This is a genomic window from Kitasatospora terrestris (genome assembly GCF_039542905.1).
Lineage (GTDB): Bacteria > Actinomycetota > Actinomycetes > Streptomycetales > Streptomycetaceae > Kitasatospora > Kitasatospora terrestris.
Window position 1 is genome coordinate 7,742,722 of the sequence record NZ_BAABIS010000001.1, and the last position, 19,029, is coordinate 7,761,750.

The window sequence follows — 19,029 nt, forward strand, 5'->3', positions numbered from 1 at the left end:
GGCCGTCCGTCCCGCCCCGCCACCCGGGGTCGGCGGGCGGCCGGGGCACGTGGTGCAGACTGACCCTTTCACCGCCCGCTCCCGAAAGGCACCGTTCGACGTGAGGACCTGGCCCCTCCGCGCCGCCCTGCTCAGGTGCGTCCTGCTCGGCCTGCTGGCCGCCGTGGCGGCCACCGGCTGCCAGGCCTCCGGCGGACTCGACGACGCCGGGGCGACCCGGCCGATCAAGGCCCACCCGAGTCCGCAGCAGCTGTGGCCGGCCGCCGAGACCAGCGCCCCGGCCTCCCCCCGGGCGTCGGTGGACCAGCAGCCGCCCGTCCCGCTGCCCGGCCTCGCGGTCGGAGCGCTCACCGAACTCGACGCCCGCGCCGTGCTCGCCAAGGACCCCGACCTCGGTGCGGGCGAGCAGGCGGCGCTGGCAGGAGGGTGCGACGGCTGTGCGGTCCGGCCCGCCCAGTACCGCGACCTCAACGGCGACGGCAGCCCCGAGTTGCTGACCGCCGTGGTGACCGGAACCGGGACCGGGGCCGCCGGTGGGACCGGCTCCGGCGCCGGGCGCGCCGTGCTGCACGTCTACACGCAGCACGGCCGGGACGTGCTGCCGGTGCTGGCCCTGACGGCGCTGCCGGGCTTCACCGCCGAGACCGTCGGAGCGGACCTGGTCGTCCACGAGCCCACCGGTCCGCTCGCCGAGACCAGCAGCACCTACCGCTGGAACACCGTCCGGATGGCCTTCGTCGACCGCCGGATCAAGGCCACCGGCCCGGCCGCGGACGCCCCCGGCTGCCTGCCGGACCCCACTTCGGTGCCGTCCCCCGTCCCGTCCGCCGCGCCGTCCCGGTCGCCCGCGCAGCGGGAGGAGCCGTCGGTGGCCCCGACCCCGGCGGCACCGGCGAGCAGGAGCGCACCGAACGGCGGCGCCGCACCGACCGCCCGGCCCACCCCGACGAGGTACTGATGACGACCGCACCCGTGCCCGGCACCCCGCGCATCCTGCTGGTCGAGGACGACGAGGTCATCCGCGAGGCCACCCAACTCGCCCTGCAACGCTACGGCTTCCCGGTCGAGACGGCGGCGGACGGACTGGAGGGCCTGGAGCGCTTCCGCGCGGCCCCGCCGGACCTGCTGCTGCTCGACGTCATGCTCCCGCTGCTCGACGGTGTCGGCCTGTGCCGGCGGATCCGCGAGGAGAGCCAGCTGCCGATCCTGATGATGTCGGCCCGCACCGAGCCGATCGACGTGATCTCCGGCCTGGAGGCAGGCGCCGACGACTACGTCGTCAAGCCGTTCGAGACCGCCGTCCTGGTCGCCCGGATCCGCACCGTCCTGCGGCGCACCGGCCTCGGCCCGGCCGCATCCGCCACAGCCTCCGCCACCGCCACGCCGGACCCCGGTCCGGTCCATGCGGTACGGGTGATCGACGACCTGGAGGTGGACACCGACGCGATGGAGGTCAAGGTGGCCGGGCGTCCCGTCCCGCTCACCCCGACCGAACTGCGGCTGCTGCTCGAATTCACCGCCGCCCCCGGCGTCCTGCTGGAGCGCCAGACGCTGCTGGAACGGGTCTGGGACTACTCCTGGGGCGCCGACAGCCGCGTCGTCGACGTGCACGTCCAGCGGCTCCGGGCGAAGATCGGCGCCACCCGGATCGAGACCGTCCGGGGCTTCGGGTACAAGCTGCGGCGGACGGCATGACGCTCCGCCGGCAGATCGCCGCGGTCATCGCACTGGTCTCCTGCCTGGTCGCGCTCGCCGTCGGAATCCTGGTCCACCAGGCCTCCGTGCGCCAGCACACCGACCAGGCCCGCAAGTCCGCCATGGCCGCCCTCGACGCCGCACTCACCGGCTACGACGCCACCGGCGAACTCGGGGCGGGCTGGCACGCCGCCGCCGACGACCCCGCGCTCCCCGCGGAGCTGCGCCGACTCGCCGAGCGAGGCCACCAGGGCTCCGTGCTCGGCCCCGGCCCGCGCGGCACCGCGATGTGGGCCGCCGCCGGGACCGACGCGCGCGTGCTGTCCGTACGGATCGACTACGCCGACGACGAACGGGCGATCGCCGACCTGGACCGCGCGGTCGCGGTCGGCGCCGCCCTGTCGGTCGCGGTCACCGTGCTCGCCGGCGTGCTCGCCGCCGACCGGATCAGCAGCCGGCTGCGGACCGCCGCCCGCACCGCCCGCACCATCGCCCGGGGCGACCTGGACGCCCGGATCGGACCGCTCGGCCGGGCCCGCGACGAAGTGGCCGAACTCGCCGCCGCCGTCGACTCGATGTCCGCCGCGCTGCGCAGCAAGCTCGTCGGCGAGCAGCGCTTCACCGCCGACGTGGCGCACGAGCTGCGCACCCCGCTGACCGGCCTGCTCACCGCCTCCGAGCTGCTGCCGCCCGGGCGACCGACCGAGCTGGTGCGCGACCGGGTGCGCGCCCTGCGCGACCTGACGGAGGACCTGCTGGAAGTGTCCCGGCTGGACGCCGGCGCCGAGACCCCGGAACTCTCCGACCTGCCGCTCGGCCCGCTGCTGACCCGGATCCTGGCCGCCGCCGGGGCCGAGCCCGAGCTGCGGATCGACTCCGACACCGTGGTCACCACCGACCCGCGCCGCCTCGACCGGGTGGTCGCCAACCTGGTCGCCAACGCCCAGCGGCACGGCCGCCCCCCGCTGGTGGTGGCAGCCGACGGCGCCACCGTGACCATCCGCGACCACGGCCCCGGCTACCCCGAGGAGGTGCTGCGCGAGGGCCCCCAGCGCTTCCGCACCGGCGCCCGCGAACGCGGCGGCGGCCACGGCCTCGGCCTGACCATCGCCCAGGGCCACGCCGAGGCGATCGGCGTCGACCTGCGCCTGTCCAACCACCCCGCCGGGGGCGCCCTCGCCACCCTCCACCTGCCCGCCCCCGACCCCGTCGCCGGCCGGCCCCGGGCCTGAACCCCACGGGACGTCAGCCCGGCCTGCCGGTGCTCCCACGTGCTCCACTCGGGTTCTTCCGCTTCTGCGGGGGCGGTCCGACGCGGCAGCGCGGTGGTGCGGCGCCGTTCCGGCGTGACCGCGCAGACCCGGCTCCAGGCCCCCGGCCCGCCGCGTCAGCCGAGGAAGGACCCGGGGCCGAAGCGGCCCCAGGCCACGAAGGCGGCCAGCGCGACGTAGACGAGGTCCACCGCCACGAGCGTGAACTCGCGGCGCCGGAACCGGGTGATCGCGGCGCCGACCATGAGCAGCACCAGGCCGACGGCGGCCAACGGCACCAGGACGGGCGCGACGTCGAGCACGGCGGGCAGCACCAGGCCGGCCGCGGCCAGGATCTCGACGGCGCCGATGGCCTTGACGCCGCCCGCACTGAACTCCTCGACCCATCGGCCGCTGCGGCCGGCGGCGGCGATCCGCTCCTTCGGCGTGACCACCTTGAACACGCCGCCGAACAGGTAGGCGGTGGCGAGCAGTCCGGTGACGATCCACAGTGCGAGGTTCATGAGCATCTCCCTGAAAGTCCGTGTGCTCCTTGAGACAGGGCACCCCGCCGTGCTGTGACAGGAGCGGACGTGACCTGCGTCACGGTGGGAGCGGGAGGGGCCCCGGATACCCTGCTGGTCGGCAGCTGTGTGCCGGACGCGGGGACGCGGGCGGGGGAGAGGGGCCATGACGGAGTCAGCCGAAGTCGCGGACGCGGCCGGATACCGGCCGTTGCTGTTCTCCATCGCCTACGGGATGACCGGCTCCGTGGGTGACGCCGAGGACCTCGTCCAGGACGCCTTCCTGGGCCTGACCCGGGCTCACCGGGCGGGGACCGCGATCAACGACCCGAAGGCGTACCTGGCCACCTCGGTGACCCGGCTGGGGATCAACCACCTGGGGTCGGCGCGGGTGCGACGGGAGAGCTACGTGGGCGAGTGGCTGCCCGAGCCGGTCGTGGTCTGCGGCGACCGGCCGGGGCCGGCCGAGTACGTGGAGCTGGCCGACGCGCTGTCGATGGCGTTCCTGGTGCTCCTGGAAGCGCTGTCCCCGGTGGAGCGCGCGGTGTTCCTGCTGCGTGAGGCCTTCGGGTACGGCTATCCGGACGTGGCGGGGATCGTCGGCAAGTCCGAGCCGAACTGCCGTCAGATCTTCGCCCGCGCCAGGAAGCGGATCGCTGCCGGGACGCCGGTGGCGGGCGCGGCACCGCCGCCCGGGCGGCGGGCGGAGGGCGACGAGCTCGCCCGCCGGTTCTTCGAGGCCGCCGAGGGCGGTGACCTGGAGACGCTGCTCGCGATGCTCGCGCCCGACGTGGTCTTCCACGGGGACGGCGGCGGCAAGGCGCGGGCGATCGGGACGTCGCTGACGGGCCTGGGGCGGGTCGCCCGGCTGCTCGTCGGCGGGCTCCGCCGGACCCGGACGTTCGGCGTCTCCGCGCGGCCGGCGCGGATCAACGGCATGCCGGGCGCCGTCATGCACGACGCCGAGGGGCGCGTCGCCGGCGTCGTCGCACTCGACCTCGTCGACGGCGCGGTCCGGGCGATCCACTCCGTGTCCAACCCCGACAAGCTCGGCCACCTCGGACCGGTCTCCGACGTCGCCAGGCTGCGCGAGAGGCCTGCCGGGGACGGCGCCGAGGGCTGAACTCCGATTCCCGGGCAGTGCCCGGAGCACCTCGACGCGTCTGCGCGCGGGCCGGTGCCGCAGCGGCTCACCAGGTCGGGTGGGAGCTCACACCGCCGTCCACGACCAGGTCGTGGCCGGTGATCCAGGAGGCGAACGGGGAGGCGAGGAAGAGGCAGGCGTCCGCCACGTCCCCGGGCGTGCCGAGCCGGCCGAGCGGAGCGGCGGCCCGCCAGCGGCGCACGCCCTCCGGCCAGGACCCGGCGAGACCCGGACGGGAGATCAGCCCGGGGGAGACGGTGTTGACCCGCAGGCCCCTCGGACCCAGCTCCAGGGCCGCCGAACGGGCGAACATGATCAGGGCCGCCTTGGCCGCGCAGTAGTGGGCGTGGCCGGCCGCGGGTTGGCTGCCCTCGATCGAGGCGATGTGGACGACGGACGATCCGGGCTGCATCACCCGGGCTGCCGCGGCGGTGCACCGGACGGCGGCACCGAGGTCGGTGTCCAGCACGGCGTGCCAGTCCTCGTCGGTCAACTCGACGAGCGGAGCGACGGGTTGGACGCCCGCGGCGTTGACCAGGACGTCCAGCCGGCCGCGCCAGGCGGTCGCCGCTCCCACCACCCGGTCCCCGGCGGACGGGTCGGTCAGGTCCGCGGCGACCGGGAGCGCGGCACCGCCCGCCGCCGCGATCCGGTCCGCGGCCGCGTCGGTGGCGGTGGTGCTGCGGTGGGCGTGCAGCACGACCTCGGCGCCCGCGGCGGCGAACCGCTCGGCAACGGCCGAACCGATGCCGCCGCCGGCACCGAGGACCAGGACCACCTTGCCCGCGATCCCGGGAAGGACCGGCCCGCCGCCGTCAGTCATCGAGACCTCCACCGGTGCGGTCGGCCGGCATCGTGGTGGGCGCTCCCGGGCGGCACAACGCCCGTACCAGTGGCGCCCGTTCGGGGTAGCGGAGGGCCAACTCCTCGGCGGTGCCGCCTTCGTAGGAGGCGGGGGTGAATCCGGGGGCCATGCTGGTGCCGAACAGCGACCAGGTGCCGCCCGGCGCGACCCGGGCACCCATCCAGGTGCCGGCCGGCACCACCAACTGCACCGCGGCGTCCTCCTGCGGTCCGCCGAGGACGACCGACCGGCCCGCGTCGTCCGGGCCGAGCAGGAGGACCTCCAGCGGGTCGCCGCGGTAGAAGTGCCACACCTCGTCGACCGGGAGCCGGTGCATCGCGGAGAAGTCGCCGGGTTCGGAGGTGAGCAGTGCCAGGATCACCGAACCGGCCGGTCGGCCGTCCGGGCCCGGTGGGCCCGCCCAGGTGCGGCGGAACCGGCCGCCCTCCACCGGCAGCGGCACCAGGCCGTACGCGGCGGCGATCCGCTCCGAGGGGGACGGTCCGGCCGCCGACCCGGCCCGGGAGCTCTCCACGCCCTCGGCCCTCCGTCCCCGCGCCGCCCTGCCACCGCGGACACTACGCGGCACCCCGCCCGGCACCCTGCACCGCGCGCCGGCGCCGGGCCGCGACCGCCCGGACGGCCCTGCGGGTCGCGCTCCCGGGGCGAATCTCCGACGCGCGTTTCGGGGCCGAGGATTCGTGATTCCGTGTCATAGGATTCGTCGCCAGCACCCCCATTCGCAGGAGGTCCGATGATCGGCGTGCTCGTGACTTTCACGCAGGCCGAGAAGTTCGACCGTGCAACTCTCACGAAGATCGCCGACGAACTCCGAGGACCGTTCGAAGGCATGCCCGGCCTTCGCTTCAAGAGCTTCATGCTCGACGAAGACAGCGGCCAGGCCAGGAACTTCTACGTGTGGGACGACGAGGAGAAGGGCCGCTCCTTCTTCACGGAGGAGATCGTCGACATGGTGACGGGGATTTACGGCGCACCGCCCGAGGTCGAATTCTTCGAAATCGTCGGGCACGTGGACAACTCCGGCGCCTGATTCCCGAGCAGGTCGCGCGGGTCGACATCACCGCCGAACACGAGCCCGCCGACGGGGGCGTGATCGCCGCTCTGGTGTCCGGCACCACCACCCATGGGAAGAGCATCGTCAGGGTCGCCTGACGACCGGCCGGGTCCGGATGCCGTCCGCCCAACTATCCTGGGGCGGGGGCGATGTGATGAAGAGCGGACGCATCCGGGTGTTGGCGGCCTTCCTGTCCTTCGGGACGTTCTGGGGAGCCTGGGGCGCGCTGGTCCCCGACCTCCAGCGGCAGAGCCGGGTCGGTGACGGCGAACTCGGCGTCGCCATCCTCATGATCGGTTTCGGGGCGCTGTGCTCCATGCGCCCGGCCGGTCGGGCCGTCGACCGCTGGGGAAGGCCCGCCGTCACGGGCTGCGTCGCCGCCATGGCCGTGGCGGGGTTCCTCCCCGCACTCGCGACCTCGGGCACGGTGCTCGTGGTGGCGCTGATGGCCACCGGTGCCGCGTCCGGGGCGATGGACGTGGCGGTCAACGCGCTGGCGGCCGCGGAGGAGGTCCGATCCGGCCCGATCATGAGCGCGGCGCACGCGTGCTTCTCGGCGGCCGTCGTGGTCGGTGCGGTCTCCTCCGGTGCGATCCTCGGCCACGGGGCGAGCCTGCGCGGGCTGCTGGGGATCGTGGCGACGGTCGTCCTGGGAACGGCTGCGCTGGTGCACGCGCTCGGCCACGACGACCGTCCGCCGAGGACGCCCGGCGGACGACGGCGCACGCCGTGGACCCGGTCCCTGGTCCTTCTCGGAGTGTTCTGCGCTCTCGCGTACCTGGTCGAGAACGCGTGGCAGAGCTGGGCCGCGGTCCTGCTGCGGTCCGCCTTCTCCAGCAGCCCGCAAGCGGCCGCCCTCGGCCCCGCGCTGTTCGCCGCCGCGGCCGCGGCCGGCAGGCTCCTGAACCACCGACTGCTCGCGGGGACGGCGGAGCGGAGCGTGCTCATCGGTGGCGCCCTGGTGGGCGCGGCCGGGACGTTCGCCGCGGCTGTCGCCCCGACGGCGCCGCTCACCCTCCTGGGAGTGGTGGTCGCGGGCCTCGGGACCTCGGTCTGCGCCCCCGTCATCCTCTCGCTCGCCGGCCGCGTCGGTGCCGTCGATCAGCGAGCCTCGGCCATCTCGATCGTCACCACCCTGGGTTACTCCGGTTTCCTGGTCGGTCCGGCCGCGGTGGGGTTGACCGCCGCTGCCACCGGCCTGCGCACGGCCCTGGCCTGCGTCGGTCTCGTGGCGGTCGCCCTCGCCGTCCTCGGCGCCGTCGTCCGGCCCGGTCCGGCGCCGGCCCCCTCGTCCCCGCCGGACTTGCGGCCGACGCCCGGCGGCGGAGCGTCGGCGCAGGTCGAAGCCGGTGCGGATGCCGCGGCACGGACGTGGACCACGGGGCGGGGCGGGCGTAGAGTGCCACACCACCAAGATCCACCGGAGTGAGGAGACACCGTGTCGGACAGCACCGACAACCCGGTCCGCCGGCTCCCCGGCCGGCCGCCGGGCATCCGCACCGACGAGGCCGGCCTGACCGAGCGCCAGCGCAGGGTCATCGAGGTCATCCAGGACTCCGTCGACCGCCGCGGCTACCCGCCGTCCATGCGGGAGATCGGTGAGGCCGTCGGCCTCTCCTCCACCTCCTCGGTCTCCCACCAGCTCAGGGCCCTGGAGAGCAAGGGCTACGTCGTGGCCGACCCGAACAGGCCCCGCGCGTACCGGGTGTCCCACCGCAGCCCGCTCGGCGCGGCCGCTGCCCCGCTCGCCGCCGCCGGGGCCCGGCCGTCCACCTCGTACGTGCCGCTGGTCGGCCGGATCGCCGCCGGCGGACCGATCCTCGCCGAGCAGACCGTCGAGGACGTCCTCACCCTGCCCCGTCAGCTGGTCGGCGAGGGCGAGCTGTTCGCCCTGATCGTGCGGGGCGACAGCATGACCGGTGCCGCGATCTGCGACGGCGACTGGCTGACGGTCCGCCGGCAGCCCACCGCGGAGAACGGCGACATCGTCGCCGCGATGATCGACGGCGAGGCCACCGTCAAGCGACTCAAGCGCGAGGACGGGAGGATCTGGCTGATGCCCCAGAACCCCGCCTACGAGCCCATCCCCGGTGATGACGCGACCGTCCTCGGCAAGGTCGTCGCGGTCATGCGGCGCCTGTAGGCCGCCTCGACGGGCAACCGCCCCCTCCGGGCGGAGGCCGTCGCCCGCACACGGGGCACTGTCCCGGTCGGCACCCGGCCGTCGACCTCGTACGTGCCGCTGCTCGGCCGGATCGCCGCGGGCGGGCCGGTCCTCGCCGCGCGAACACCTGCGACAGCCAGGTCGTGACCCTGCCGTGGCCGGTCGCCCCGGTCGTGGCGACACGCCTGTTCATGGTTGCCCGTCCTCGCGTCCGGTGCCCGGCGGTCCCGTCCTGCGCTGCCGGCTGCGCTGGACCGCGCCGACGATGACCTTGACGGCCAGGCCGAGGACCACCAGCGCGGCGACCGAGCTGAGCACCCGGATCACGGTCCAGGCGATCCGGTGGACCGGGGGCCGGGCGACCGTCCCGCCCTGCGGCTCGGTGCCGCCACCGGACGTCACGACGACCGCCTCGGCCCGGTGACCGCGCGGGGGAGGGGCGGGAGGAAGGCGAACGCGTCCCGCCGGTGCCGCGGGAGCGGCCTCGCCGCCGACGATGCCCTGCCCGTGACCCGGTACCCGCTCGGTGATCCGTCTTTCGCCGGCATGGTGCATCCTCCAGGCCCTGACCACCCCGTCAGCCGGAACCCCTTCGCGCGGCCCCTGCGCACCTGCCGGGGTCCGCTGTCCTCCCTCCACCGCCGCACGGCCGCCCGCCCCTGTCAGGGCCGGGCCGGTGCGGAGCGGATGGCTGGTGGGATGCGGTTGCTGCATAGACTGGGCGCCGGTCCTGACAGGGGGAGAGCGCGCATGGTGGGCAACGTCGACAGTTGGCTTCCGCCGCTGCGGGCCGGGCGGCAGCCGGCCGGGCGGGCGTTGTTGGCATGGCTGGACGATGCGGCGGCCCCCCGGCTGTGCCGGGTGACGGGTGGGCCGGGCAGCGGGAAGACGCATCTGGTCCGGTGGTTGGCGACGGCCTGCGGTTCGCCGGGCGGGCGGCGGGTGGAGGTCGCGGAGTCGGTGGCCGGCCTGGCTCCGGACGGCGTGAGCGGGCTGCTCGCGCGGCGCCTCGGTCTGTCGGCCCGTACGCCGGACGAACTGGTGGCCGCGCTGGGTGCCGACCCGCGGCCGCGGCGGATGCTCGTCTGGGACGTGGACCGGGCCGCCGAGCCGGCCGCCGTCGCCGTGTTCCTGGCCCGTCTGGCGGGGTTGCCGCAGGTGCGGGTGGTGCTCGACCTGGGCACGGAGGGGACGCCGGAGGCGGTCGCGGCGTTCCCCGGCGCCGCCGTGCTGGACCTGGACGACGCCCGCTGGACCGACCCCGCCCGGTTCGCAGCCTGGTACGGCAAGCTCGGCGGCGGCGCCCCGTTCTCGGCCGAGGACGTCTTCCCCGCTCCCGGGCCCGCCCTGCTCGCGGCCCGGGTGCCGGCCGACGCCGACCCGTCCGCCGGGTACGCGGCCGCCTGGTGGGCGGCGCTGCCCGAGGAACTGCGTCCCGCCGTCAGGGCGCTCGCCGCCGCGGACCGCCCGCTGACCCGCCGGGAGTGGGCGGCGCTCGCCGGGCCCGAGGCGGTGGACCGGGCGATCGACCGGCTGCCGGCGGCTTCGGCGGCCGAGGACACCTGGTGGCTGGGCGCCGGTCCGCTGCGCGACGCGGTGGTCGCCGGTGCGCCCGCCCCCGACCACGACGTGGCGGTCCGCGCGCTGGCGGCGGCGGTGCCCCGGGTCGCCGGCGGTCCGGACCTGCCGGCCGCCGATCCGGGCGTGCTCGGCCTGCTGCTGCACCACGCCGTGGCCGCGGCCAAGCCCGAGGCCCTGCTGGAGGACCCGCGGTTCCTCGCGTTCGCGGACCCGGTGGCCGTCACGGCCGGGTTCGCCGCGCACCCGCACAGCCGCTACGCCGCGGCCTGGCGCTCGGCCGCCCCGGCGCTGATCGGCACCTCGAACGCCTGGGAGCGGGCCGCCGTGCTGCGCAGCCGCCTGCTGGCCACCGACCCGGCGGCGGCCGCCGCGCTGGACCGGCCCGGCCCGTGGCGCGCCGAGTGGGCCGCCTGGCAGGCGGCGGGGGAGCCCCCGCTGCTCGCGGGTTCGCTCACGCGCGGCGCCTACAGCGGCTACGCCGTGCTGGCGGACGCGGCGGGCGGCCTGAGGGCCGTTCAGCTGGCGACCGGTCAGTCGACCGCGGTGCCCGCCAACCCCGTCCCGGCCGGACTGCGGTCGCTGGTGGCGCTGGAGGACGGCGGGCTGGTGGCGCTCGACGGCGCCGGCCGCGCGAGCCTGCCGGCCGGGTCGGCGATGCCCGCCCTGCCGGAGCCCGCCGCACTCGACGGGGCGACGCCCACGGCGCTCGGCCCGCTGCTCGCGCTCGGCGACTCGACCGGGGCGGTGCACTGGCGGGCCGCGGACGGCGGCACCGCGACGCAGCGCCTGCACGAGGGACCGGTCACCGCGGTCGGCGGGACGGTGCTGGCGTCCACCGGACGGGTCGTGCTGGTCAGCGGCGGCCGGGACGGGTGCGTACGGCTGTGGCGGCCCGGGTCGGCGCCGATGGCGGCGCCGGTCGACCGGCGGGACGGCCCGGTGACGGCGGTCGCCGTCGCCCACGCGCCGCAGGGCGTGGTGATCGCGACGGCGTGGGCCGACGGCCTGATCCGGGTGCGGTCGCTGGACGCGGCGGAGGGCGCGGTCGACGTCCGGCCCGGCTCGCCCGTCCGGTCGGTGCTGATCGACGCCTCGGGCCGGCTGGTCGCCGTGCTGGCGGACGGCGTGCTGTGCCTGTCGGTCGATCCGCAGGCGCCCAACAGCCGCGACCTCTCCACCACCGAGGGCTACTACTTCTCGCCCGAGCCGCCGCCCGCCGGTCTCTCCGCCGTGCCGGGCGCGGCGGAGCCCGCGCTGCCCGCCGCGGTGGTCGGCGAGGCCCGGCACCGGCCCGGTCAGTGGCTGTTCCTGGTCGACACCGCCTTCGACGCGGCCGGCTCGGTGCCCTCCGAGGGCATCGTCGGCTGCTGGCAGATCGACCACCACGGCGCCCCGGCCCGGTACATCGCGAACCCGGCCCACCGCTCCGCCCGCGCGGCCGCGGAGCTTCCCGAGCCGCAGAGCGAGGCGGAGGCCGTGCTGCGGCAGCTCGCCACCGGGATCCGCGGCCCGCAGGACCTGCTGGCCACCCTCCTCGGCGCCGAACTGCACGTGTGCACGGTCGGCGCGTCCGGCGCCCTGTTCACCTCGCTGGGCGTACGCGGCGGCCACGCGGTCGACGCCTGCACCTCCGAAGGGCTCGTCCCCCGGCACTGGGCCGGTACCGCGGTGCTGACCGGCCGGGAGCTGGCCGCCGCGGCGGCCGGGTGCGACCTGCGGCTGAATCCCGGCAGCAAGCTGACGGTGACCTTCCCCGTCGACGACCTCGCCCGGAGCGCGAGCGCGGTCCCGTCCGGCCAGTAGACGCCCGGACGCCGCCGGCCCCTGCGGGCCGGCGGCGTCCGGGGAGCGGTGGTGCCGGGGTCAGGACCCGCGGCGCACGCGCGGGGTCTCCGGCTTGGGCGCCTGGTTCGCGCCCGCGAGCTCCCGCAGCTCGGCGAGGCCGCTCGCCGTAGCCCTGGAACCGGCGACGACCCGGCCGATCTGCGGGTTGCCGGGGCTCGCCGCCAGCTCGGCCAGCGCCTGCGACGGGGTGAGGCCCCGGGCCTTGGGGTCGCGCAGCCTCATCGTCCAGGAGACACCCGCGTTGTACGCGTCGTCGCCGCCCGCCGGACGCACCTGCCATCCCGCCGCGTCGTCGGCGTCGCACGCCCACAGGTAGCCGAGCACACCGTCCTCACGGGCCACCGTCACGTACTCGACGGCCTTGTCCGTGGTGTGGACGTACCGGGCGGGGCCGCCCGGCACGACGCTGAACTGCATGTCCTCGTTGAGCCGCTCATTGCCCCAGCCGTACGCGCGCTCGCGCTCTTCCTCGTCACTCATCACAGCACCTCACCATAGACATGCCACTGGCCGCCCTCCTGAACCACCCTGGTCGCCCGCCACTGGAGGCCGCGCCCCAGCAGGATCTCCCGTTCACCGACACCGAAGGCGCTGACCTTCTCCACCCACAGCGCCGGCGTCCCCGCGGGCACGCGCAGGTGGAGGACGGCGTCCTTGCCGGCGAACGCCCCGGCGGGCCCGCCCAGCGAGGCGGAGGTGTAGGACTTCTCGTCGAAGACCTGGCCGGCCATGTCGGCGGGGTCCATCTTGATGTGCCCGAGGTCGGTGCCCCGGGTGACCATCACGTCCTCCGGGATCGGGTTCGACTTCAACGCCCGGTCCATCGCGTCGACGTGCTGCGCGATGTCGTCGGGGATCGGGCCGTCGGAGCGGAGCGCCCCGTTGATCTCCTTGTAGCAGGGCTTGCCGCCGTTGTCCGCGGCGTTCTCGTACGTGTAGTCGCGGACCGCCGACCGGTCCTCGGGGGCGATCTCGTCGAGCTTGCTGTTCCAGTGGTCGGCGCCGTACCGCATGGCTTCGTCGTTGTCGGCGAACTTCCGGGCGCCGCCGGAGATCTCGTCCTCGGCGACCTGCAGCTGCTGGTCCTTGGACAGCGCCTCCCACTGGTCGTCCGGCATGTGCTTGCCGTGACCGGTGTCGGAGTCGCCGCTGTGACCGGTGCCGTCGCCGGACGTGTGGTCGGACGTGTGGTCGGAGCCGCCGTGCTCCGAGGTCTGGTGCTCGGAGGTGCCGTGCTCGGAGGTGCCGTGCTCGGACTGGCCGGCGGGCTCGTCGGCACCGTGGCCGGGCTGGTGCTCGTCCGGGGTGTGCCCCGGCTGGTGCTCGTCCGGCGCGTGGTGGCCGGTGGTCGGCTCCTCGGGCACGTGCGCGGGCTGCGTCTCCGGCGTGTGGCCCGTCGGCTCCGGGGTGTGGGCCGTCGGTTCCGGCGTGTGGGCCGTCGGCGCTGGCTGGGGTTCCGGCGTGTGGGCCGTCGGCGCTGGCTGGGGTTCCGGCGTGTGGCCGTGGGGCTGGGTGGCGGGGACGGCGTCGTCGCCGTGCACGTAGGACGCGGCGTCGCCGCTGCCGTGCTCGGCCGGGTGGAAGCCGGTCGACTCGGTCGGCGCGGGTGTGGCGTGCGGGGTCGGCTCCGGCACCGGGTGGGCGACGCCGGCGGTCTGGTCGGCGCCCGACTCCCACGGGTTCTTGATGGTCCAGCCCTCGGGCAGACCGGCCGGGTTGGTGGGGGAGACGCCGGGGTGCGCGCCCACGACGGCGTTCTCCCCGGCGTGCTCGACGCCCTGGACGGCGGCCTGCTCACCGGCGTTGACCGCGGCGTGCTCTCCCGCGTTGACGGCGGCCTGCTCGCCCGCGTTGACCGCGGCGTGCTCGCCGGCGTTGACGACGGCGCTCTCACCGGCGTTGATCGCCGCGTGCTCGCCCGCGTTGATCGCCGTGCGTTCGGCGGCGCTGACCGCGGTGCGCTCGGCGGCGCCGATGCCCAGCCGCTCGGCGACCACGGCCGCCTCGCTGCCGCCGCCGGTGACCATGCCGGAGCCGACGTTGAAGATGAACTTGCCACCCGCCTCGAACGGGTCGGACCCCCACCCCGAGCCGACCAGGGCCTTGCCCAGCTCGAGCGGGTGGTTGGCGGTCGTCACCAGGCCCGCCAGCGTCGTGCTGACGTGGTCCATGTACTGCGCCGGGTGGGTCATGTTGTACGGGTCCATCGGGTTCAGCCCGCGGGCGAACTTCACCAGGTCCGCCGCACCCTTGACGATGCCGCCCTCGAGGTGGAGGTAGCCGACCGCCACGAAGTCCCCGGCGTCCTGGATGCCCGCTTCGAGTCGCTGGGTGAAGCTCGGCTTGGCCGGGGCGTGGCCGGTGATCGCCCGGATCGCCTGCGCCGCCGTCCGGCCCGCCTCGTCGCGTTGCTTGCGGGCGCTGCGCAGGATCTCGGCGGCCTGCTTCGCGCCCTCCACGCCCGGGTCGCGGAACTCCTTGGGCATGGGCGGCGGGGGGCCCGGGTCGTTGCCGCTGCGGGCGTAGTCGTTCCAGGCCTTCGCCTCCTGGTTGTACCAGTCGACCTCCCGCTGGTAGGCGTTGCGGGCGTCCTCGGAGGCCTTCTTCGCCGCGTTGTACGCCTCGATCGCCTGCTTCGCCTGGTCCTGGGCCCAGGTGACGGTCTGTGCGTACGTCTCCAGGGCCCGGCCGGCGCCCGCGCAGGCGTCCGCGGCGGCGAGCCACAGGCCCGGCTGCGGGGCGAACTTGCTGCGGAACGCGTCCGCGGCCTCGCCCTGCCAGTGGTCGTGGTCGAGCCGGGTCAGGCCGGAACCGGTCTCCTCGAAGGCGGTCGCGAACTTCTTGAGGTGGCCGACGTTCTCACCGATCGTCTTGACGTCGCCGTGCACCAGTTCGGTGGGGTCGTCGGTCTGCCCGAGTCCGAGCTCGCCGACCTGGGCGCCCATCGAGTCGGCGAACTCGTCGCCCCACTTGTCCACCGCGTGCGCGGCGTCGTCGAGGCCGATCATGTCCAGGCCGTCGCCGAGGATGTGGGCGTTGGCGTCGACGAAGCCGCCGACCGCCTTCTTGCCCGAGTCCCAGGCGTCCGAGATGCCTTCGCCGATGCTGTCGAGGAGGCCCATCAGTGGCTCTCACCGCTGAGCTGCTGCGCCCGCGCGTTGAGCGCCTTGGCCTCTTCCCTGGCCCGGGCCGCGGCGGCCGGGTCGTACGCGAGGTTGGGCTGGCCGAGCGCTATCCGGCTGTCGAGCAGGTCGGCCTCGGTGTTCTTCCACGCCGCGGCCGAGTGGTTCGCCGCCGCCTCGAAGGACTGCGCGGAGTAGTCGGCGTTGGCGACCTGACTGATCGGGTTGTCCTTGAGGGTCTCCTCCCAGGAGCGGCCCTCGACCTGCTCCTGCGTCAGGTTCGGGTTGCCCATCGCCGCGCTGTACACGTCCTTGGCGACTCCGGAGATGTACTGCTCCTGGTCGTGGTACAGGCCCGCGGACAGGTGCAGGCGCTCGGCGATCTGGTTGCCGTCCTGCACCATCGCGCGGACGCCCCACGCCCACCGCTCGCAGAATTCGTCGAACACCTGCTGCAGGTCGGCGAAGCCGATCTGCATCCCCGTCATGCTCAGGTTGTCGAAACCGCGGCCGATCTCCGCGTTCTCCACGATCCCGATCGACTTCAGCTCCTCGATCGAGTGGTTGATGCCGTCCGCGGTCGACTTCAGCGCCTGCGGATCCACCTGGTAGCCGGCCATCAGTTCCTCCCCGCGTCGACCGCGGCCTCGTCCGGCACGATCCCGCGTACCGGCGGGAAGAGCATCGGCGTCCGCCCGGCGGCGTCCAGCGCCACCCCGGCGGGCACCCCCGCCGCGGCCGTACCGACCTCCAGCAGTCGCGACCCGCGGACCGTCAGGTACGGCAACTCGGCCTCCTGGAAGCCGCGCTGCTCGGCGAAGGCCGCCATCTCCTCCTCGCCGCTGAACGCGTAGATCCAGCGGATCCCGCCCTGGTCGCCGGACCACACCTGCCCCCGACCGTCGTGCGGCAGGTAGAGCAGCGCCGCCCGGAGCTCCGCCACCAGCAGACTCGGATCCCCCACCTGCGCGTGCATCATCCGCAACTGGTGCAACAACCCAGCGTTGTCCACTCGCCCTCCCCCGAATCCCGGTCACCTGCCGCCGAACGCTCCGGACACCCTAGCGAGCCGCGACCACAGGCAACGAGTGGACTACCGCCGAAGGCCTCCCGGTTCCACCGGCGGCCCCCGGGGAAGACCGTGCCGGCGTCAGAGACCGCGCAGGACGCGGTCGAGCGCGGACCGGCCCACGGGCCCCCACTCCGGCTTGCCGCCGGGCAGACCCCGGTCCCCGCTCAGGCCCATCGCCATCAGGAACAGGCACTTCATCGCGGCCAGCCCGCGCGCCCGCCGCACGGTCGCCCCGTCCACCCGTGCGTAACGCTCGAAGAAGCGTGCGGCGCCGCCCGCGGGGAGCAGCAGCCAGGCGGCCGCGAGGTCCCACGCCGGGTCACCGGCGAAGAGCGCGCCGAAGTCGACCACGCCCGCCAGGGTGCCGTCCGCGACGACGACGTTCGCGGGGTGCAGGTCGCCGTGGACCCACACCGGCGGGCCCGCCCACTCCGGGGTGTCCACCGCCTCGTCCCAGACCGCGCGGATCCTGTCGGCGAGGCCCGCCGGGGCGGCGTCCCGGAAGAAGTGCTCGAACCCGCCCGTGCAGTCCCCGGGGTGGAGCCCGAAGTCCGTGGCGGTGGGCGCGTCGGCGGGCGCCGGCACGTGCAGCGCCCCCAGGAAGTCCGCCAGGGCGTCGGCCGCGTGGTCGCCGCGGGTGATCTCGCCGTGGTCCAGCGGCGTGCCCTCGACCCAGCTCATGACGGTCCAGATCTTGGGGAAGCGCTCCGACGGCACCCCGTCCCGGACCGGGACGGGCACCGGCAGCGGCAGGCGTGCGGCCAGCTCCGGCAGCCACCGGCGCTCCTTCAACTGCGGCTCGGGGCCGCTGTCCATCCGCTGCATCCGGACCGCCAACTCCGGGCCCAGGCGCCACATCTGATTGCCCCAGCCGCCCGCCACCTCGCGGACGGGCAGGTCGGCGAGGTCGGGATGCTGCTCCCGGAGCAGCGCCCGGACGAGGTCCTCGGTGATCTCGATCTCGGATTCGATCATGCCGAGTCACGCTACCCGCAACGGACCGCCGCGCGGCCCCGGTCAATCCGATTGCCACCGGACCACCGCCCCGGATACGGTCCGCGCATGCCCGCCGCGCCCCGTGTCTCCTAGCTCGGACACCAGCTTCGACGCCACCCTTGTGTCCTTGAGCTGTTACGGAGCGTAACTTCCATGCATGCCCCGCGCGGTTCCGGCCTGTTCCGGAACCGGGACTTCTCGCTGCTGCTGAGCGGCCAACTGGTCTCCGCCGTCGGTGACCAGGCACACTTCACGGCCCTGCCGCTGGTCGTGCTCGCCCTGACCGGATCGGTGACCCGGGCCGGGGTGGTCCTCGGTCTGGGAACCGCCTCCTTCCTGGTGTTCGGGCTGGTCGCCGGGGCCCTCGCCGACCGGTGGGACCGGAAGGCCACCATGATCTGGTGCGAGCTCGGCCGGGCCGTGCTCACCGCCGGAGTCGCCGTCGCCCTGTGGTTCGACGGGCTGACCATGCCCCAGCTGTACGGCACCGCCGTGCTCGCCGGGATCCTGACGACCCTCTTCCACGTGGCGAACACCGCGGCGCTGCCCAACGTGGTCGGTCCGCGGCTGCTCTCCGCCGCGCTCGGCCTCTCGCAGTCCGCGGCCGGTGCGGTGGCCGTCGTCGGAGCCTCCCTCGCCGGGGTGCTCTACGAGCTCGGACGGACCGTCCCGTTCACCGTGAACGCGCTCTCCTTCGCGGCGTCCGCGGCGTCCCTGGGTCTGATGCGCTCCCGGTTCCAGGTGGACCGGAAGCGGGCCCGGCCGGGCGCCCGGCTCACCGCCGACATCCGGGAGGGCCTCGGCTCGCTCTGGCGCCAACCCGTCGTCCGCTTCCTCACGCTGGTGTCGGCCGCGGACAAGGTGCGGTACGGCGCGGGGTACCTGCTGATCATCACCCTCGCCCGGCAGCTCGGTGCCTCGCCGCTGTGGATCGGCGTCGTCTTCAGCGGCGCGGCGGTCGGCGCGATGGCGGGAGCGCTGGTGTCGGACCGGGTGACGCGCCGGTTCCCGCTCGGGCGGATCGCCGTGGCCATGCTGTGGGTGGAGGCGCTGGTGTTCCCGCTCTACGCGCTGGCCCCCACCCCGCTCCTGCTGGCCGCCGTCGCGGCCGCCGAGTCCATGGTGGCCCCGGTGTACACCGTGGCCATGACCACCCACCAACTGGCCATCACCCCGGACGAGTTGCGGGGCAGGGTGACGAGCGCCGCCTCGACGCTCACCACCGGGGCCCTGTCGGTCGGCGCCCTCGCGGGCGGCGCGCTGATCGCCGCCCTCGGCGCCGAGCCGCTGGTCTGGCTCTGCGGGGCGTGGCTGCTGGCGCTGGCCGTCCTCACCACGGCCAACCGGGCCGTGCGGCAGGCACCGCCCGCAGGGGCGCTGTCGTAGGGCGGCGGTGCGGGCCTCGGATTCTCGCAGACCGCGGCGGCCGCGGGGCCGGAATCGGCGAGCGGGCGGTGTCCGGGTCGGTCCCGGTTAGCGTGGAGGGCATGCGCGGCAACGTCCACCACTCCCGGCACTGCCCGACCTGCGGCACGCCCGTCTCGGAGGGCCTGCAGGGCGGTCACGTCTGCCCGTTGTGCTACCGCGTGGAGGAACCGCCCGGCGAGACGCTCGCCCGCGAGCGCTGGTGCGCCACCAAGCGGCAGCGGATCGCCGCCGCCCGCAGGGTCTGGGAACGCGAGGGACTGGTCCCGCGCCGGAGGTGAGGGCCGCTCCC

19 protein-coding genes are annotated in these 19,029 nt (G+C 75.2%); 10 read left to right on the top strand and 9 right to left on the bottom strand.

All coding sequences use genetic code 11. The features are described from left to right. Positions 1-100 precede the first annotated feature (100 nt). From ABEB06_RS35545 to ABEB06_RS35555, 3 genes are read left to right on the top strand one after another with little or no spacing between them, the layout of a single operon-like run. Positions 101-958 (top strand): hypothetical protein, encoded by an 858-nt coding sequence (locus ABEB06_RS35545; protein ID WP_345701050.1) that lies wholly within the window; start codon positions 101-103, stop codon positions 956-958. Beyond that, positions 958-1,695, top strand: coding sequence for a two-component system response regulator CseB (cseB, locus tag ABEB06_RS35550; protein WP_345701051.1), 738 nt, complete (start codon positions 958-960; stop codon positions 1,693-1,695). The genes ABEB06_RS35545 and cseB overlap by 1 nt, the downstream gene beginning before the upstream one ends. After that, positions 1,692-2,927, top strand: a complete 1,236-nt coding sequence (locus ABEB06_RS35555; protein WP_345701052.1) for a sensor histidine kinase — start codon at positions 1,692-1,694, stop codon at positions 2,925-2,927. Before cseB ends, ABEB06_RS35555 begins: the two co-directional genes overlap by 4 nt. Positions 2,928-3,082: 155 nt before the next feature. Here ABEB06_RS35555 and ABEB06_RS35560 read toward each other — a convergent pair whose 3' ends face one another. Continuing rightward, positions 3,083-3,469, bottom strand: coding sequence for a DoxX family protein (locus tag ABEB06_RS35560; RefSeq protein WP_345701053.1), 387 nt, complete (start codon positions 3,467-3,469; stop codon positions 3,083-3,085). 166 nt (positions 3,470-3,635) lie between these two features. Between ABEB06_RS35560 and sigJ the strand changes: the two genes are divergently transcribed. Beyond that, positions 3,636-4,592: an RNA polymerase sigma factor SigJ gene (sigJ, locus tag ABEB06_RS35565; RefSeq protein ID WP_345701054.1), complete on the top strand. Its 957-nt coding sequence runs from the start codon at positions 3,636-3,638 to the stop codon at positions 4,590-4,592. A gap of 67 nt (positions 4,593-4,659) precedes the next feature. Here the strand turns inward: sigJ and ABEB06_RS35570 are convergent, their stop codons facing one another. Further along, positions 4,660-5,436 (bottom strand): SDR family NAD(P)-dependent oxidoreductase, encoded by a 777-nt coding sequence (locus tag ABEB06_RS35570; RefSeq protein ID WP_345701055.1) that lies wholly within the window; start codon positions 5,434-5,436, stop codon positions 4,660-4,662. Continuing rightward, on the bottom strand, positions 5,429-5,992 hold the full coding sequence (locus tag ABEB06_RS35575; RefSeq protein ID WP_345701056.1) for a cupin domain-containing protein: 564 nt from the start codon (positions 5,990-5,992) through the stop codon (positions 5,429-5,431). The genes ABEB06_RS35570 and ABEB06_RS35575 overlap by 8 nt, the downstream gene beginning before the upstream one ends. 219 nt (positions 5,993-6,211) lie before the next feature. On the opposite strand from ABEB06_RS35575, the gene ABEB06_RS35580 reads away from it, so the two are divergent. From ABEB06_RS35580 to lexA, 3 genes are all read left to right on the top strand, one after another. After that, the gene (locus ABEB06_RS35580) at positions 6,212-6,508 is read left to right on the top strand and encodes a hypothetical protein (RefSeq protein ID WP_345701057.1); all 297 of its coding nucleotides are present in this window, start codon (positions 6,212-6,214) and stop codon (positions 6,506-6,508) included. Between the two features lie 178 nt (positions 6,509-6,686). Then, entirely contained in the window at positions 6,687-7,961 is a 1,275-nt protein-coding gene (locus tag ABEB06_RS35585; RefSeq protein WP_345701058.1) for an MFS transporter, read from the top strand. 9 nt (positions 7,962-7,970) lie between these two features. After that, entirely contained in the window at positions 7,971-8,675 is a 705-nt protein-coding gene (lexA, locus tag ABEB06_RS35590; RefSeq protein ID WP_345701059.1) for a transcriptional repressor LexA, read from the top strand. A gap of 210 nt (positions 8,676-8,885) precedes the next feature. On the opposite strand, the gene ABEB06_RS35595 is transcribed toward lexA, so the two are convergent. Continuing rightward, positions 8,886-9,098, bottom strand: coding sequence for a hypothetical protein (locus tag ABEB06_RS35595; protein ID WP_345701060.1), 213 nt, complete (start codon positions 9,096-9,098; stop codon positions 8,886-8,888). Positions 9,099-9,446: 348 nt separating this feature from the next. Between ABEB06_RS35595 and ABEB06_RS35600 the strand changes: the two genes are divergently transcribed. Next, on the top strand, positions 9,447-12,080 hold the full coding sequence (locus ABEB06_RS35600) for a type VII secretion system-associated protein (protein WP_345701061.1): 2,634 nt from the start codon (positions 9,447-9,449) through the stop codon (positions 12,078-12,080). A gap of 60 nt (positions 12,081-12,140) precedes the next feature. Here ABEB06_RS35600 and ABEB06_RS35605 read toward each other — a convergent pair whose 3' ends face one another. From ABEB06_RS35605 to ABEB06_RS35625, 5 genes are all read right to left on the bottom strand, one after another. Then, the gene (locus tag ABEB06_RS35605; protein ID WP_345701062.1) at positions 12,141-12,602 is read right to left on the bottom strand and encodes a hypothetical protein; all 462 of its coding nucleotides are present in this window, start codon (positions 12,600-12,602) and stop codon (positions 12,141-12,143) included. Beyond that, positions 12,602-15,244: a putative T7SS-secreted protein gene (locus ABEB06_RS35610; protein WP_345701063.1), complete on the bottom strand. Its 2,643-nt coding sequence runs from the start codon at positions 15,242-15,244 to the stop codon at positions 12,602-12,604. The genes ABEB06_RS35605 and ABEB06_RS35610 overlap by 1 nt, the downstream gene beginning before the upstream one ends. Next, positions 15,244-15,864, bottom strand: a complete 621-nt coding sequence (locus ABEB06_RS35615; RefSeq protein ID WP_345701064.1) for a hypothetical protein — start codon at positions 15,862-15,864, stop codon at positions 15,244-15,246. Before ABEB06_RS35615 ends, ABEB06_RS35610 begins: the two co-directional genes overlap by 1 nt. Next, positions 15,864-16,256, bottom strand: a complete 393-nt coding sequence (locus tag ABEB06_RS35620) for an SseB family protein (RefSeq protein ID WP_345701065.1) — start codon at positions 16,254-16,256, stop codon at positions 15,864-15,866. Before ABEB06_RS35620 ends, ABEB06_RS35615 begins: the two co-directional genes overlap by 1 nt. Before the next feature lie 138 nt (positions 16,257-16,394). After that, a complete protein-coding gene (locus tag ABEB06_RS35625) occupies positions 16,395-17,291 on the bottom strand; it encodes an aminoglycoside phosphotransferase family protein (protein WP_345701066.1) in 897 nt (298 codons plus the stop codon). A gap of 174 nt (positions 17,292-17,465) precedes the next feature. Here ABEB06_RS35625 and ABEB06_RS35630 point away from each other — a divergent pair, with 174 nt between their 5' ends. Then, a complete protein-coding gene (locus tag ABEB06_RS35630; protein WP_345701067.1) occupies positions 17,466-18,698 on the top strand; it encodes an MFS transporter in 1,233 nt (410 codons plus the stop codon). A 101-nt stretch (positions 18,699-18,799) separates the two neighbouring features. Continuing rightward, positions 18,800-19,018 (top strand): hypothetical protein, encoded by a 219-nt coding sequence (locus ABEB06_RS35635; RefSeq protein ID WP_345701068.1) that lies wholly within the window; start codon positions 18,800-18,802, stop codon positions 19,016-19,018. Positions 19,019-19,029 lie beyond the last annotated feature (11 nt).